This is a genomic window from Oceanobacillus sp. FSL W8-0428 (assembly GCF_038004405.1).
Lineage (GTDB): Bacteria > Bacillota > Bacilli > Bacillales > Amphibacillaceae > Oceanobacillus > Oceanobacillus sojae.
In genome coordinates this window covers 3,235,228-3,252,382 of sequence record NZ_JBBORB010000001.1, presented here as the reverse complement: position 1 = coordinate 3,252,382, position 17,155 = coordinate 3,235,228, and the positions used below count along the sequence as shown (strand labels likewise).

Here is a 17,155-nt window from a genome sequence, read left to right as displayed (position 1 = left end):
ATAACCGTTTGACTGCTGTTTTAATTCTATCTGTTATTTATTACTAAAAATTAGACCTCATCTATAGTTGTATATTACGAATGGAATAGTTTGTATTGTCTTATTCATATGATTTCTTAGGTATCCACATCGTGACCTCTGTACCCTCTTCTGCTATACTTTTGATGTCAATCCCCTGCCCAAACAGCTTCTTCCATCTCTGTTCAGTATTCAGTAGCCCAACACCATTTTTTTCATCATTTTTATTGAATAGTTTTGCCAATATTTCTGACGGGATACCTTTGCCATCATCGATAATTTTAATTTGATAGCTGTTCTCCATCTGCTTGCCTTTAAGCCATAGTGTACCTGGTTTATTTTGTGAGATAATCCCATGATTAATAGCATTTTCAACTATTGTTTGGATAGACAGCGGCGGTACAAGGATATGTTCAGAGTCATCAAACTCCTTATGAACTGTCAGCTTCCCTGCAAATCTCTGTTGCATTATATAGATATAGGAATCTACTAGCTCCAGCTCCTCCCGCAATGATACCAGCGGCTTCGTATTTTTACTTCGAAAACTTTTGGAAAGATATTTGCCAAACTCATTTAACAGGTTAATCATCCGCTCGATATCTATGTTGCTTAAGGCAGCAATAGCGTTCAAGGTATTAAACATAAAATGCGGATTTATTTGTGCCTGCAGCCAGGCTGCCTCCATCCGTAATTGTTCATCAATAGAACGGCTTAAATCTGTTAACGCCTTAACCCTGGCCTGTAATTCTAATGCTTCAACAGGCTTTGAAATATAATCATTTGCACCGGATATAAAGCCGGTATAGATATCCTCGGTCTGGTTGCGGGCAGTTAATAATAAAATAGGTAATTCAGAAATAGTAAAGCGTTCCCTGATACGCTTTGTTAATTCATAACCGGAGAATGGCGACATCATCACATCCGAGATAACCAGATCATAGGATTGCTTCTCCAGCCATTCTATGACTACCCTAGGGTCTGTTGTGCTATGCAGCTGATAATCCGGTTCTAAAAGATTCTCCATTACTTTCAAATTAACAGGATCATCATCTACGACCAGCAGCAAAGGCTTGTCTGATGCAGATGCCTGTTCATACCGTCCAATTGTATGAATAGTAGAATCTTCAAAAAATATATCTTGTTTCGCAATTTCTGACTGTGCAAGGGCAAGACCTTTCTTAGAGGCCAAAGGTATACTAAAAGTAAAGGCCGTTCCTATGCCAAGCTCAGAATCTACACTAATTACTCCACCATGCAGTTCAATTAATTGTCTGCAAATATTTAGTCCTAACCCGATTCCCCCACTATCTACGTCAGACTTGCTGAGCTTCTCATAGGGAAGAAAGATTCGTTCCAGGGCGTCCTGAGCAATTCCATTTCCTGTGTCCCGGACAGTAATAAAGGCCATATCTCCCCGTTTTACAGCAGAAATAATAACGTCCCCTTTTTCTGTATACTTTACGGCATTATGAATCAGATTAAACAAAATACGAATCAGCCGGTTTTCATCCGCATATAAAGATGGAAAATCCCTATCGATTTCGTTATGTAATGTAATTGATTGTTTAGGAGTTGTAAATTGCACCATCTCAATGACACCGTTTGTAATGGAATGCAGGGAAAACTTCTCTTGCTGTAACTGAATCTGCTGCTCCTTTAATCTTGTAATATCCAGAATATCATTTAATGTAAATGTTAAACGATGGCCAATTCGAGCTAACAGCTGTAAATTACTGACCGTTTCCGGAGTTAAGCTATCTTTATGTTTATTAATAATGGATTGCGCAATATTAACCATCCCATGTAAGGGATTGCGAATCTCATGAGAGGTATTGGCTAAGAATTGATCTTTTTTCTTGTCCTCCTCTATTAATCTTACAGCCTGCTCCTCACTCAGCTGTGCTAATTGAATATGACGCTTAATCAACAGGATAGCAATGATAACAATTGGCACAAAGAAATCAAATGGGTAAAAAGGAAAATCTGCTTTTCCTGTTTGTATCGCAGCTCCCCAGGCTAAATTAGATGTGTAGCTGCATATTAAGAGCAAAATCAGAATGCCATTCTTATCTCCGCGGACAATTTGCCTGAGTGTGATAACAAAAAGATAAGAAATAACAATAGCATCATATACAAACAATATGATTGATAAGACTGTAAAATGCTCCAGCGAAAAGACAGTCAAAGTCAATACAGCAAATGTAATCGCCCCTGCCCCTAACGCCTTTATAAACCTCTGCTGCATCTGATATAAATGCTGAATAAATTTTATTAAAACAAATAACACCAGAATATATATTGCAATCAGCAGACGAAAGGAGATATCTGCGCTAAACGGCAATTGAACAAAAACTTCATCGTCAAATAAATTACCTATGGCAATCAGTAAAGACATGAATCCAAAATAAATTAATTCGGTTTGCCGTTTACCTTTATTCATGAAGAAAATCGCAAAGGCGTATAGGGCATGCAAGAATAGAATGATAATAACCGTTAACTGAAGGAACCGGGATAGATTCGTTTCCTGATTGATAGCATCTGCCGTTCCAAAAGAAATCGTCCGCTCTACTCCACCCGTAAACGGAAGCTCATAATTAGAAACCTGCAATATAATTTCCAGTTCATTATTATCCGGGTCTGCATAAAATAGACTGGTAACTGGTCCACGTATATGTGACTGCTCCATTTTCTCCGCAGCTGGCTGGTTCATAGATTCAATCAGCTGATCATTGACCATAATATTAAAAGCCGTTTGTATATTATTCACACGCAGCCCTAGAAATGAAGGACTCGTTTCCGGCAATAACACCTTTAAATAATAACTGCCGTACCCATAGCTGTCTGAAGACTCTTCTTTACCTGTCCTTAGCTCGCTTCGCCAATCACCGGGAACCTGAATCAATGTTTGATCCCCTGCCGAGGATATATCTGATGTACCTATAAACTGATTCGGATAGAATATCCACTCCCCATTTAAAGCAATTGTCTCTTCGTCAGAGAAATCCCAACCTGTTAAATCAAGGACACCATCTGTAATAACAGGCTGATCATCCTTGTTATAGTAATTGATCCACACGAAACGTAAACTAATTAGACCAGTTAAAAACAGTAATAAAATGCTAAAAACCTTAAGGTATGTTAAGATATTTTTATTTTTCATAGCAGCAACCGCCTTGCCATCAATTAGTAAAGAGCAGCTGCCTTCAGCAGAGTTTACGCTCACCCCTGCTGATGGCGAATCTGACTGCTCAAGCGCTGCTCCATTATAAATGCATCGTATATTAACAAAATTCTCTCTTTTTCTTGTATTATAGCAAACAACAATACAAAAATCCCTGTAAAATAAATGGACATCGTAGAAAATACCTAGGCAACATACAAAAGGAGAAAAGCATCTGACAACTGATACTTTTCTCCTTACAATCATTTCACTAATATCATATTATCCTCAATATCCTTTTTGGACATCTATCTTATTTTCCAACACCTGCCCTGACTTCACTTTTTCCAGCGTATCAATAAAACAGCCTACTGCTTCCTTGGCAGTTGTCACAGCTGAAATATGTGGTGTTATTGTGATAGCAGGATGCTCCCAGAATGGATGCGATGCAGGCAGCGGCTCTTCCCGAAAAACATCTAACACAGCAAATCGTACCTGACCTTTTTCTACTGCCTCCATTAGGGCTGCTTCAACTACAGATTTCCCTCTGCCTGTATTGATAAATCCAACCCCTTTTACTTGTTCAAAAAAAGCTTTATCAAATAAATCAGCTGTCTTATCTGTTAACGGTAATGTATTAATTACATAATCCACTTCTTTTATAACCGAAAAATGTGAATCAATAGCTGCTACTTGGTTAAAAGCTGACTTTGGTTTGCCGCTTAAAGATATCCCATACACCTTCATTCCAAATACAGATAGTATTCCTGCTACTTTTTGACCAATTTCTCCCGTTCCATAGATAACGGCCCTCTTCTTACTCAATAATTCAGGAGTAATTGCATTCCAGGTTTTCTCGTCTTGCTGCTCTGCAAACTTCTGATGAGCCTGAGCATCTCTTAAAATATAGCTTAAGCAATATTCTCCAATCCGTTGTCCAAACGAGCAAATCGTCCGTGTTAATAATACATTCTCATTCCAATTTCTGCCGGATAAAAATCCGTCCACACCAGCACCTAATGAATGTACCCATTTCACTTTGCTGTAGTCTATATTTTTCTGTATTTGAAAGCCGCAGAAAGCATCTGCCCATTCCAGGTCTTCTTCTGTTAATTTATCATCTGTCAGGTAACGGATTTCTTGATCCAGATTATACTGATCTATGTATTCTTTTAATTCGTTTATCATTGGACTGACGATTATTATTTTTTGAATATCCATTTAACCGGTCTCCCCTTCTTTTATTTCCTATTATACAGTCTACTTACCAATTTGCTAAAAAGCCAATAGTTGAAACAAGTTGACTTTTTATTTTTAATCGTTTATTGTTATTGTTAATTTAAAAATCTAATTCGATGACGGGAAAGAGTAATTATCCCCTCTTATCTACAGAGAGTTGACCATGTGCTGAAAGTCAATGTTAAGAAAGATGATGAAAATCCTCCCTGAGAAGCAAAGTTGAAAAGAAAACGGTAAGTACCTGAATGCTTCACCGTACATTAAACTTTGACGGCATTCTACCGATATCCGGAACGCGTATGATAGTACGTAGTGAAAATCCATTCGAAACCACTACTATGTTGGTTTTTTTATTTTTATGACGAATGTAACCATCCCGATTCTCCTGCGCAGAATCGGGATTTTTTAATTTAATGAGGTGAGAAAAATGAAGGAATCAAGTGCAGAACGTGAATTAAGAATCCGGAAAGAGTGGGAAAAAGATCATACTTTTGAGCGTTCTATTTCCAACAGAGAAGGAAAAGAAACCTTTGTCTTTTACGAAGGGCCGCCAACAGCAAACGGCTTGCCGCATGCCGGTCACGCTCTTGGCAGAACGATAAAGGACTTTGTAGCAAGATATAAAACTATGTCCGGCTATCAGGTTTTACGAAAAGCAGGATGGGATACTCATGGCCTGCCGGTTGAGGTGGAGGTTGAAAAGCAATTAAACATCCGCGGTAAGGAACAGATTGAGAAATATGGCATTGAGAATTTCATCGCGAAATGTAAAGAAAGTGTCTTCACCTACGAAAATGAGTGGAAGCAATTTACCGAAGCACTCGGATATTGGGTGGATATGGAGGATCCTTATATCACATTGAATAATGACTATATTGAATCAGTCTGGCATATTCTTTCTCATATTCATAAGAAAAATTATTTATACCGAGGACATCGTGTTGTTCCCTATTGCCCGCATTGTGAGACATCCTTAAGCTCTCATGAAGTGGCTCAAGGGTATAAAAATGTTACAGATTTATCTGCGACTGCTAAGTTTCAGATCACAGGAAAAGAAAATGAGTATCTGTTAGGCTGGACCACAACACCGTGGACACTGCCGGCCAATGTAGCTCTCGCTGTGAATCCGGAAATGGATTATGTGCGTTTGCAGCAGGGAAATGAAATATATATCGTGGCAAAATCGTTAGCCCAGGATCTGATGAAGGAAGATTATAAAGTCTTAGAAGCTGTCAAAGGACATAATTTAATTGGTATTTCTTATCATCCACCATTTGATTTTGCAGATGTTTCCAACGGGCATGTAGTGATTGGTGCAGATTTTGTGACAGATACAAGCGGTACTGGAATTGTTCATATAGCGCCGGCACACGGAGAGGATGACTATAAAGCTGTTCAGGATAATCATCTTGATTTTATTCATGTTGTCGATACAAAAGGCCGCTATAAAGATGCGATTGCGCCGCTTGCAGGTAAATTTGTCAAAGACTGTGATGTAGATATTATCAAAATGCTTGCTGAAAAAGGCCTTCTATTTGATAAAGAAAAATACGAGCACAGCTATCCGCATTGCTGGCGTTGTGACACTCCCCTTCTCTATTATGCAATGGAAGGCTGGTTTATCAAGACAACGGCAGTAAAAGAAAAGATGATAGAAAATAACCAAAAGGCGGAGTGGCTTCCTTCTCATATGAAAGAAGGCAGATTCGGCAACTTCTTGGATAATATGGTCGATTGGAATATCGGGCGAAACCGCTACTGGGGAACGCCGCTTAACGTCTGGGTCTGTGATGACTGCGGAGCACAGAAATCACCGGGCTCCATCAAAGAATTAAGAGAGCTGTCAGTTGATCCACTCCCTGAGAATATTGAATTGCATAAGCCCTATGTAGATAACATCCATTTTGCCTGTGACTGCGGAGGAAAGATGCACCGGACCAGTGAGGTGATTGATGTCTGGTTTGACAGTGGATCCATGCCGTTTGCCCAGTATCATTATCCTTTTGAAAATGAAGCATTATTTGATAGCCAATACCCTGCTGATGTGGTCATTGAAGGTGTTGATCAGACACGAGGCTGGTTTTACAGTTTATTGGCCGTTTCCACCTTATTCACCGGGAAACCACCATACAAACGCGTGCTGTCACTAGGACATATCTTAGATGAAAACGGACGGAAAATGTCCAAGAGTAAAGGAAATGCCCTATCACCCATTGATTTAATCAATGAATTTGGTGCGGACGCTCTCAGATGGGCTTTACTTGCCGACAGCTCCCCATGGAATAATAAACGTTTTTCCAAAAAGACAGTCAGCCAGGCAAAAACAAAAGTACTGGATACACTTCTAAATGTTTATTCTTTCTATCAAATGTATGCAAAAATTGATGACTTTAAACCGGAAAAAGAGGCAGCCGGCCATCCAACTATGCTTGACAAATGGGTCCTTTCCCGTTTAAATACTGTAATTCAAGAGGTTACACAAAGCTTAGATGCCTATGATATTACCAAAGGAGCAAGGGTGATTTCGTTATTTATCGATGAGGTCAGCAACTGGTATGTCAGACGTTCCAGACAGCGCTTTTGGAGTGAAGGAATGACAGACGATAAGCGGGCAGCATTCCATACTTTATTTGAAGTGCTGACAAAGCTGTCGCAAATCATGGCGCCTTACGCACCATTTTTGACAGAGGAAATCTACTCTAATTTAAACGGCTCAAGTGTCCATCTATCTGATTTCCCAGAAGCTGATCAAACACAGATCAATACAGAACTTGAAAAAGATATGGGCGATGTATTACAGATTATCGAGCAAGGCCGTTCTCTACGAAATGCAGTTGAAATAAAAACAAAGCTCCCTTTATCACAATTAATTGTGATGCCAAAAGAAAACATTGATCTGTCTGCATTAGAAAACTACAAATCCATTATCAATGAAGAATTGAATGTCAAGGATGTACTATTCAAACAGATGGACTATCAGCTTTTACAATTTGTTTTTAAATTAAACTTTTCAGTTGCCGGCCCCAAAGTTGGTAAGGCTGTTGGTGAATTAAAAAATAAAGTAGAAGCCTTAGATAATACAGAAAAAGAAAAATTTATTGCAGACAAAGAATATCCGTTTACCCTGCAATCTGGTGAAACAATTACTTTGACTACAGAGGATGTGCTTATCGAAAAGAAAGGAATAGATGGGTTTGCATTTGCTGAAGGTAATATGTTTATGACGCTGCTGGATATTCGCTTAACGGACGAATTAAGAGAAGAAGGGTTTGTCAGGGAATTCGCACGTGCTGTTCAGACCTGCCGCAAAGAATTGAATCTGCCAGTGGAACAGCGTGTACAACTATTCGTGCATACGGATGCTGCTGCACAGCGTATTTTAACAAAATTTACTGAACTGGTGCATAAGCATCTTATTCTCGATTCCATTCATTTTGAGAAAAAGGAAGAAATGAAGTCATTTGAAATCGAAGGACATGTAATAGAATTATTTATACAGGGTTAAAAGAGAAAAGCAGATCGAACATTTTGTTTGATCTGCTTTTTATACTTAATATACTTTATAAGCCTGCCCTGTTTGCGCACCAAAAACGCTTTTCCTGTAAGCCAAACCAATCCGTTTGGAAGAAACAGGCTCAAATCCTTGGAACAGCTTACCATACTTTTCTTTTGATTTCTCAAGCATAGACGGGCTGACATGATTAATCCGGATTCCACGCGGCATTTCAATCGCTGCTGATTTCACAAACGCTGATACACCGCCATTGGCCATCGCAGAAGAGGATGCTGTTTTCAATGGATCATCCATTAAGACACCGGTTGTCAGGGTAATACTTCCATTATCCTTCAGATAGTGCAGACCGATTAATACTAGATTTACCTGCCCTAACTGTTTACTATTTACAGCAATCATATTTTGCTCCGGAGTCAGCTCATCCACCGTTGCAAAGTGTGCTGAACCAGCTGCACAAATAATAGCATCTACCTGACCTGTCTTTTCAAAAAGTGCTTTTATACTCTCTTCAGAGGTGATGTCTACTGGATAGTCAGAAGAATTTCGGCTGGCTCGAATAAATTCCGCATCATCCTTTAGCTCTTCATATACAACTTCTCCGATCGATCCTGTTGCTCCGACTAATAGTATTTTCATATTCTGCCTCTCCTCACTTCTGAAAAATTTTATATATTTTCTTTGCTTCAGTATCTCATGAATTTTATAAAATGCATAAATTCCAGCTCATCACATTTTTTTGAAAATGACATAGGCAGTTAATTAGAAAAGCCACTGTAAATACAGTGAATTCCTTTTACCTTAAACCCATTTGGTTGTGATAACTTTCTTTCTTGTATAGAAATGTAATCCATCTTTTCCGTTGGCATGTAAATCTCCATAGAAGGAATCCTTCCATCCAGAAAAAGGAAAAAACGCCATTGGTGCCGGGACCCCAATATTAACTCCAAGCATTCCAGCATGAATCTTTTCCCGAAATTGACGGACACTTCCCCCATCCCTTGTAAAGATACATGCTCCATTAGCAAAGCGGGATTTATTGGCCAACCCAATTGCTTCACTTAAATTCTTCACACGAGCAATAGATAAAACCGGAGCAAAAATTTCATCCTGCCATATTTTCATTTCCGAAGTAACATGATCAAAGATAGTTGGACCGACAAAATAGCCTTTTTGTTTCACAGCCTCATCTTCACGGCCATCCCGTACCAGGCTTGCTCCCTCTTTTTTACCCGCTTCAATATATTTTAATGTACGCTCCTTATGCTTATCACGTATTACCGGCCCAAGGAAAATTCCTTCATCTAAACCATTGCCAATTTTAATTTCATTAGCTTTTTGTGTCAAAAGCTCAATAAATTCATCTGCAATGCTCTCCTCAACAGCTACTACAGAAGCTGCCATACAACGCTCTCCAGCTGAACCAAATGCAGCGTTCATAATTTGTGTGGTTGCATTATCAAGATTGGCATCATGTAACACAATGGAATGATTCTTTGCACCTGCCAGAGCCTGCACCCGCTTTAAATTATTTGTACCGCGTTTATAAACATATTCTGCTACCGGCTGCGATCCGACAAATGATATTCCTGCTACTTGCGGATGATCTAATATTCCATTTACAACATTATGTGCGCCATGAACGATATTAAACACGCCGCTCGGAAGGCCGGCTTCTTCCAACAATTCGGCTAAACGATTCGCAAGCAGCGGTGTACGTTCAGAAGGCTTCATAACAAATGTATTCCCAGTAGCAATCGCCATTGGAAACATCCAGCATGGGACCATCATCGGAAAATTAAAAGGTGTAATTCCTCCAATGACTCCGATTGGATAACGATATATCCCGGACTCTAAGTCCGTAGCAATCGAAGCAAGCTGCTCCCCCATCATCAATGATGGTGCTCCTGTCGCAAATTCTACATTTTCAATTCCTCTCTGCACCTCTCCGTATGCTTCTGGAAAGTTTTTACCATTTTCAAGGGTAATCAGCTTTGCCAGATCATTATGATTCTCTACCAGGAGCTGCTGATATTTAAATAGAATCCGTGCACGTTTTGGTACGGGGATTTCCTTCCACGTTTCAAATGCTTCTGCTGCTGTTTCTATTGCATGATTTATGTCCTCTAAAGAGGATAGCGGCACATAAGCAAGCACTTCTCCAGTTGCCGGATTAACTACCGCTTCTGTTTTTACTGTATTCGCTTCAATCCATTTTCCGCCTACATAATTTTTCAATGTTTTTATTGCTTTTTGTGCCAATGAAATAACCTCCTGTAATAGTTCTTTATAAAGCAAGTTTACCAGTAATAATTATGATGCATCGAACAATAATATTTATAAGGAAAACTGCTCTATACTCCTAGATGTGTGTCTTTCCAGAAATAGCTTTTACCTTTGTAACAGCAGCAATTCCTTTAAGCAGGAGTGAACTGAAATCGCCGGATGCCATCTCTAAATAACGGTAATGCCCAGGAATATACAATCTGATTTCATGAACTGGCATGCATTCATAGCTTTTTATTTAATTACATCATAAGTTTATCGAAAATTCAGTAAGGGAGCAAGGAACTCAAGTACAATTTCATAGCAAGACTGGTAATTTCTTTCATTCTTAGAATTTGGGACTACTATGCAAAGACTCTAGTATCTCTTAAACTAACTCACAAAAAACATCCTCTTTTTTTGATTCTGATAACATTCAAAAAAGAGGATGTTTCTGGTAAGATTTATTTACTGTTCCGGTTTAACTTCTGTAGTTTCTACAGAATCCTCATCCGGTATTTTCGCGATGCCGATACCTGTATATCCTAAAATAATCGCAAAAATAAATCCTGTATAGCATAATACAGCCCATGGTGCATAGCTCAGTGTAGAAACGCCCAGTGTTCCGGCCATAAACACCCCTGCTGATGACCAAGGGATAAGCGGTACTACAACAGTACCAGAGTCCTCTAAAGTACGGGATAAGTTTTTCGCCTGTAATTTCTTTTTCTTATACGTATCTTTGAAAATTTCCCCGGGTACGATAATAGAAAGATATGAATTCCCTGTAACCAAGGCCATCGTAATACAAGACAGAACCGTTGTCAGAATTAAATCCCCTGTTCGTTTAACCACTTTCATCAATGTTTGGATAATCACTTCAAGTGATCCTGATTTAGCGATAATACCAGCAAAGATAAAAGCAGAAAAGGCAATTAAAACGACCCCGGTCATTGATTGCATACCACCTTGATGCACCAGGCTAAGTACTTCAGGGATAACTGAATCAGGATCAAAATTTGCTCGATTCACCATGGCTACATCAAATCCTGAAACCGTAGATGCAAATACGTCACCAGCACTGAATCCTTGCATGAAAATTCCTAAAATTGCTGCAACTGCAGATGAAAAGATAATCATCGGAAGCGTAGGCTTTTTCCGGATGGCTCCATATAAAATAATTATCGGTGGAAGCAGCAGCAAAATATTCCAATCGAACATTTCTGTGAGTGTTTGCAGCATCGTATTCATTGTTTCAGGTGTTGCTGCGTTACCGGAAGATAAATGAAGACCGGCAAAAAAGTATACAATCATACTCAGAATGGCTGCCGGGACTGTAGTCCAAAGCATATGACGAATATGCTCGTACAATTCACTTCCGGCGGCTATCGGCGCAATATTGGTTGTATCTGAAAGCGGAGATAATTTATCTCCAAAATATGCTCCAGCAACAACTGCGCCTGCAGTTGCAGGCAGACTCGCTCCAAGCCCAGTTGCAATCCCCATTAATGCCACACCGACAGTACCTGCCGACCCCCATGATGTTCCCGTAACAATAGAAATAATCGCCGAAACTACAAACGCAATCAGGACAATAAAAGTTGGATCAATTATTTTTAAGCCATAGTAAATCATCATCGGAATCGTACCGGCAATCATCCACGTCCCAATCAATATTCCAATTGAAATCAGAATTAGGATGGCAGGCATTGCCTGCTTTATTTTTTCTTGAATACCTTCCATCATTTCGTCCCATGTATATCCTAATCGCCATGCAATAAACCCTGCATATACAGAAGCTAAAATCAACAGAGGTTCCGGACTGAAGCCATACACACCAAAACCGATAGCAAGTAACAGCAGCATCACGACAATAGGCGAAAAAGCTTCAAATAAATTGGGTTGTTTTCTCATCTGTAAAATCCTTCCTCTCTTCATCTGTCAGTATAAATTTCTTTATTTTTCAAAGGTTCCTTTTACAAGAAGCTTTTTATTTTCCAGCATGTGACGTCCTTTCGCAAATACATGCTCAAGCGCCAGCGTTTCTTTATCTAAAATAAGTACATCAGCATCTTTACCTTCCTGGATGCCGCCTTTATTATTCAATTTCAATGCTTCTGCCGTATTACTCGTTACAAGCGGAAGAATTTCTTCTATAGACAGTGCTTGGTTTTTCGCAGCGGCAATGACTTGCTGGTACAACGTTTGGGTACTCGCTACTCCAAAGCCAATCATTTTTCCTGCTTCATCAAATTTCGGCAGACTGCCATTTCCATCTGAAGAAATCGTTAAATGCTGCATATCGCCACCATTCTTCTTATAGTACGCAACCCACTCACCTGTTTCATCATCAGCAGTGATATCCACATAGCTGCCTTTGTTTGCCAGACGTATTGCATCATCCAGCAGCTCCTGACTGCGGGTAATATGTGTAGCATAAAGATTCGAAGCAGGAAGCTCATACTCCTCTAAAAGCTGGTGCAGGAGTGATAAATATTCCTTCCCGGGACCAGTGTGAAAATGCGTTACTCCTGCTTTCCCACTGAGCATACCGCCTACACGGGCTTCTCCTACTATTTTAGCCAGCTCATGCAGGGAAGGCTGTCCGGAGCGGGAATCAGAAATAGCAATCTCAGCAGCTCCAATAATTTTATCAAACAGAATAATATCTTCCTTGACACTTGACGTTATTGTCGTTGTAGGAACCGCATAGTTTCCTGTATAAATAAATGTTGTCATTCCTTCCTCTTCCAGTCCACGAGCTTTTGCGAGAAGGGAAGTCATATGACGGGTTGTCCCATCTGTACCTAAAAGACCGACAACCGTTGTAATTCCAGACTGAATCATATCGCTCAGCTGTATTTCCGGGGTCCGGGTCGCAAAGCCCCCTTCTCCGCCTCCGCCAATTAAATGAACATGCGGATCAATAAAGCCCGGCACAGCATAAGCGCCGTCAGCATCTACTATTTTATAGTCAATACCTAATCCTTTTACCGCTTCCTCATCCACTTCTCCTATTTTGGCAATTCTTTGATCAACCAATAAAATAGATGCTTTCCCTAATGACTCGGGAGCATAAACTTCTGCATTTTTAATTAATGTAATCATACATCTGACCTCCATTTGCTAAATAATACTTATTTTCTGAAAAAACATTTAACAGAAGCTCTGCTTCTAAATAAAACGCTATAAGGTACCTTATGCAAAAAACATGCCAATAAATTATAAAGCTTCAAGCAGCTGTTTTTCAAAAACAAGCAAAATTTAGGAGTATTTATAGGATCAAAACAGCCCTATAAACACTCCTAAATTTAAATAAGTTTTATCATTTTTGCTCCGAGCTCCGTTATTCTTGTTCCCTGCTTTTTTATTCCAGTTTCTATTAAACCGTATTTTTTAAGCACTTCCAATTTTGTACGCAGTCTACTCTCAGAAATTTTATCAGAAAGCATTGCCTGTAATGTTGAACGGCCAATACCTGTATTCTCGTTCTCTGTAATAGATAAGCATTCTAGAATATTCTTAAAAAGATTTATATCTCCTGAGTGCTCAAGCAGTCTGATTATTTTATCCGTCTGGACATCTGTAAACAGATTATCCTTCATTTTGGATGGTAAATCAGCCAGACTCACTTCCGGCCCGTTCACAATAACTGACAAATAAGTAACCAGACTTTCCAATTCCCGGATATTTCCCGGCCATCTATAAGAGGAAAGCTGCTCCATAACATCCGATGGAAAATTCAACTGGCTATTTTTCTGTGCTAAGAAATACTTTATTAAATCTGGAATATCTTCCCTTCTTTCGGATAAAGAAGGTATCCTTAATGGCAATTGATTTAAACGGTAAAACAAGTCATCACGGAACTCTCCATTTCTGACCATCTCCTCTAAGCTTTTATTAGTTGCAGCAATAATCCGGACGTTAATTGGGATAACTTTATTTCCTCCGACCCGCATAACCTGTCTTTCCTGCAGCACTCTCAAAATAGCTGCTTGAATTTTTAATGGCGCGTCTCCTATTTCATCCAGGAAAATTGTCCCGTTTTGCGCTAACTCAAAAAGGCCAGCTTTCCCACCTTTTCTTGCTCCTGTAAAAGCCCCTTCCTCATAGCCGAATAATTCACTTTCCGCGAGTGATTCGGAAATCCCTGCGAAGTTTACTGCCACAAAAGGACCTTTGTTTCTGGAAGAATACTCGTGAATTGATTGTGCAAAAATTTCTTTTCCTGTTCCGCTTTCTCCGGTGATTAGTATGGTATAGTCACTTCTGGCTAACCTTTTCGCTATATGCTGTGTCTCCGTAATCATATAGCCGTTGCCAATGTTGTCATCAAAGGAATACTTTGTGGTTAATCCTGTTTGCAGCTTCTTTTTCCTTATCTCCTGCTCCATCCGTTCTACATGCGTTACATCTTGAAAAACAAGAACAATTCCCGAAAAAGCCTCATCAAGCAAAATCGGATTTAGCGTAACTAACAGATTCATTCCATGTACTTGAATCAGTTGCCTGGGAATTGGCTGTTTTGTCTCCATAACTTTATCAATTTGAAATTCATGTAACACATCCGCATAGTGCTTATGTAAGGCATCCTGTCCGTCTATTCCTAAAATATTGCCCGCTTCTTCATTAAATAAAGAAACATGTCCTCCACTGTCAATAAAAACAACACCATCCTGAACAGCATTGAGAACAGCTTGCAAACTGGAGTTAATATAATTCTCGTTTCGGACAGAATTAGCAAGCTCTCTGCCAATTCGGGCAAAATTTTTCACATAGCCCATCGTTATATGATGAGCATGATCAAAATTACACTTAAGAATTTTTGAAATATCAAAAAGTGTACTCAGATCAAGACGTCTGTTTCCTAAATCGATAACTGCTTCCAGCTCTGCCGGAACAAGGTTTGCTAATCCATGTGTAATCGCCACATCAATGCCTTTCATATCAGGAGGGTTCTCCATATCAGGGGAGTACGCGTAAAAGTCTAAGTAGTCGAAGCCCAAATACTTCAGCATCGTTACAGATTCATAAGCAATAGCCTCATCATTGCTGACAAGCAGACATCGTGTCGCTTTAGGCAATTCAAATAATTTTTCCAGCTTTTTAAAATCAATAGATCGATTGGCAATCAGCATAGGTGCCTTTGTCTTCTCAAAATCAATAAAATCCTCAACCAGGCTATCCGGGGCCGAAGACAGGATTAAATCCACATCCTCCAGATGAACCGGTAAAAAATGATTGCTGCGCAGCCGGATTTCATTTCCGAAAACCTCCCGGATATTATCGCGAAACGTATAATAAAGATCAATTTCCTTGGTAAGTATCAGAATAACCGGGTTACTCATAGGTGTTCACTCCAATCAGATATTGCGGTAATTAAATAGTAAAAAAATCTTTGAACCAATTAGGTTATATAGATCAGTAAAATTAAAAAGAAGAAAAAGGTCTCCAAGTTAGTTACATAAACATTCGGTTTTACTTTAGCAAATAGCTTTACGGGGGTTACTAAGATATTATTCAGAATCAGAAATAAATAATAAACGCCAAATAAACTAAATAAAATCATAAGGCATCCCATCACATATTCTCCATTATTCCAAAAACCAATCGCTAAAAATAATGCCCATATAATTTTAAAAACATTCGCAAAAGCTTCAAATGGGTCAGACAGTGTTGCCATCATATATTTACTCTCTTTATCAGTAATTGCCTGTCCGGTATTATTCTTTACGATATATGTAATATGACCCGTTTGAAGAACCATTGTAATAATCAGCATAAACAAATAGATAAATCCAAAAATAATCCCTATTTGCAGATAGTCAAAATCCAGCAACTGATTTAAAACTAAAGGAACAGGAAGCCAAAAGGCATACATCCATGCCAATAAAAAATGGATAAAAGCAAATTCGTTATTTTTGGCCATTTTCGGAAATATAAATGCAGTTATAAGAAATAATATAATACCTGACCAGCCTAATATAATTGTAGAAATGATCATTTTGTTTCCCCTTCTAGATTGATGAATTTTTTATTTATACTTTTTCGCAAGTATCGTAAATTCCCAAGGTATATCCTCGCCATCCCAGCTGCGGTGTTCATCAAATTTTTCCAGTTGGAAACCGGATCCGATAACAGCATTAATAATGTCACTTAATGTATATAAACGGACAGATACATTGGGAAAATCAGTCTGCTCAGCTTCATCAAAAAAATCTTTATAAGCTAAGTCACCTAATTGGAGATTCTTATTCTCAAAGTAACTTACCTTTTTACTATCAGCCAAGACACATTTTCTTAACGGATGAAAATCACTCAAAATCATTTTCCCATCCGTTTTTAAAAGTGCGTAAAGTATGCTCATCAATTTTTCAATATCATCAAAATAATGCAAAATCCCGCCCTCCAGATATAGTACGTCAAAATAGCTCTGATACGCAGATAAGTCAATTTCATAAATATCCGTCACAATATAATCAATAGTGGTTTTAGCATATCCGGCAAGCTCCAAGGCATACTGCTTATTTTCTTCCGAGATATCAAATACAGTAACGTCTGCGCCTAGTAAAGCAATTGGAACTGCTTTTTTGCCATTAGATCCGCAGAGATTGGCAACCTTCTTCCCCTCTATATGATTAAAATAATCCTTATGCTTCTTCAATTGAGCAATCGAATTCTCCACTATCTGTCCAGCTAATTTTTGAGGCGTTCCATATCTTTTATTCCAATACTCATAAGCTCTCTACTCCCAGGCAATTTTATTTCTTTTACTTTGTTCATTCATTTTTCTCCCCCTAAAACATAGGAATTTTATTTGTAATAAGGTTTCAATCTGCTTTCATTTTATATATTCTTTTAATCGTATCAAAGTTTTTAACGGATTTATCGCATAATAGCTGACAATCGTTGAAATACGGTAATGCTGCTATATATAATACCATTCTGGCAATTATATATTT

General features: G+C 38.8%; 10 protein-coding genes. 1 reads left to right on the top strand and 9 read right to left on the bottom strand.

What is annotated here, in order from left to right; genetic code table 11:
• Nucleotides 1–100: 100 nt before the first annotated feature.
• Entirely contained in the window at nucleotides 101–3,178 is a 3,078-nt protein-coding gene (locus MKY30_RS15465) for an ATP-binding protein (protein WP_341084612.1), read from the bottom strand.
• A 288-nt stretch (nucleotides 3,179–3,466) separates the two neighbouring features.
• The gene (locus tag MKY30_RS15460; RefSeq protein ID WP_341084609.1) at nucleotides 3,467–4,399 is read right to left on the bottom strand and encodes a D-2-hydroxyacid dehydrogenase; all 933 of its coding nucleotides are present in this window, start codon (nucleotides 4,397–4,399) and stop codon (nucleotides 3,467–3,469) included.
• 445 nt (nucleotides 4,400–4,844) lie between these two features.
• On the opposite strand from MKY30_RS15460, the gene ileS reads away from it, so the two are divergent.
• The gene (gene ileS, locus MKY30_RS15455) at nucleotides 4,845–7,922 is read left to right on the top strand and encodes an isoleucine--tRNA ligase (protein WP_341084606.1); all 3,078 of its coding nucleotides are present in this window, start codon (nucleotides 4,845–4,847) and stop codon (nucleotides 7,920–7,922) included.
• A gap of 45 nt (nucleotides 7,923–7,967) precedes the next feature.
• Here the strand turns inward: ileS and MKY30_RS15450 are convergent, their stop codons facing one another.
• The 7 genes from MKY30_RS15450 to MKY30_RS15420 form a co-directional block, all read right to left on the bottom strand.
• Nucleotides 7,968–8,567, bottom strand: coding sequence for a short chain dehydrogenase (locus tag MKY30_RS15450; RefSeq protein ID WP_156985549.1), 600 nt, complete (start codon nucleotides 8,565–8,567; stop codon nucleotides 7,968–7,970).
• Between the two features lie 162 nt (nucleotides 8,568–8,729).
• On the bottom strand, nucleotides 8,730–10,190 hold the full coding sequence (locus MKY30_RS15445) for a CoA-acylating methylmalonate-semialdehyde dehydrogenase (RefSeq protein ID WP_339285672.1): 1,461 nt from the start codon (nucleotides 10,188–10,190) through the stop codon (nucleotides 8,730–8,732).
• Nucleotides 10,191–10,661: 471 nt separating this feature from the next.
• Nucleotides 10,662–12,107, bottom strand: coding sequence for a Na+/H+ antiporter NhaC (gene nhaC / locus MKY30_RS15440; RefSeq protein ID WP_341084602.1), 1,446 nt, complete (start codon nucleotides 12,105–12,107; stop codon nucleotides 10,662–10,664).
• A 42-nt stretch (nucleotides 12,108–12,149) separates the two neighbouring features.
• Nucleotides 12,150–13,301: a beta-aspartyl-peptidase gene (gene iadA, locus MKY30_RS15435; RefSeq protein ID WP_339285668.1), complete on the bottom strand. Its 1,152-nt coding sequence runs from the start codon at nucleotides 13,299–13,301 to the stop codon at nucleotides 12,150–12,152.
• A 203-nt stretch (nucleotides 13,302–13,504) separates the two neighbouring features.
• Nucleotides 13,505–15,541, bottom strand: coding sequence for a sigma-54 interaction domain-containing protein (locus tag MKY30_RS15430; RefSeq protein WP_339285666.1), 2,037 nt, complete (start codon nucleotides 15,539–15,541; stop codon nucleotides 13,505–13,507).
• A gap of 59 nt (nucleotides 15,542–15,600) precedes the next feature.
• Nucleotides 15,601–16,197 (bottom strand): hypothetical protein, encoded by a 597-nt coding sequence (locus MKY30_RS15425; RefSeq protein ID WP_341084598.1) that lies wholly within the window; start codon nucleotides 16,195–16,197, stop codon nucleotides 15,601–15,603.
• 30 nt (nucleotides 16,198–16,227) lie between these two features.
• Nucleotides 16,228–16,878: a class I SAM-dependent methyltransferase gene (locus tag MKY30_RS15420; protein WP_341084596.1), complete on the bottom strand. Its 651-nt coding sequence runs from the start codon at nucleotides 16,876–16,878 to the stop codon at nucleotides 16,228–16,230.
• Nucleotides 16,879–17,155: the final 277 nt, after the last annotated feature.

Excerpts from the sequence above, each read along its gene's own strand:
- ileS (WP_341084606.1), top strand. The coding sequence starts at position 4,845 with ATGAAGGAATCAAGTGCAGAACGTGAATTAAGAATCCGGAAAGAGTGG.
- MKY30_RS15450 (WP_156985549.1), bottom strand. The coding sequence starts at position 8,567 with ATGAAAATACTATTAGTCGGAGCAACAGGATCGATCGGAGAAGTTGTA.
- MKY30_RS15425 (WP_341084598.1), bottom strand. The coding sequence starts at position 16,197 with ATGATCATTTCTACAATTATATTAGGCTGGTCAGGTATTATATTATTT.
- MKY30_RS15465 (WP_341084612.1), bottom strand. The coding sequence starts at position 3,178 with ATGAAAAATAAAAATATCTTAACATACCTTAAGGTTTTTAGCATTTTA.
- iadA (WP_339285668.1), bottom strand. The coding sequence starts at position 13,301 with ATGATTACATTAATTAAAAATGCAGAAGTTTATGCTCCCGAGTCATTA.
- nhaC (WP_341084602.1), bottom strand. The coding sequence starts at position 12,107 with ATGAGAAAACAACCCAATTTATTTGAAGCTTTTTCGCCTATTGTCGTG.
- MKY30_RS15460 (WP_341084609.1), bottom strand. The coding sequence starts at position 4,399 with ATGGATATTCAAAAAATAATAATCGTCAGTCCAATGATAAACGAATTA.
- MKY30_RS15430 (WP_339285666.1), bottom strand. The coding sequence starts at position 15,541 with ATGAGTAACCCGGTTATTCTGATACTTACCAAGGAAATTGATCTTTAT.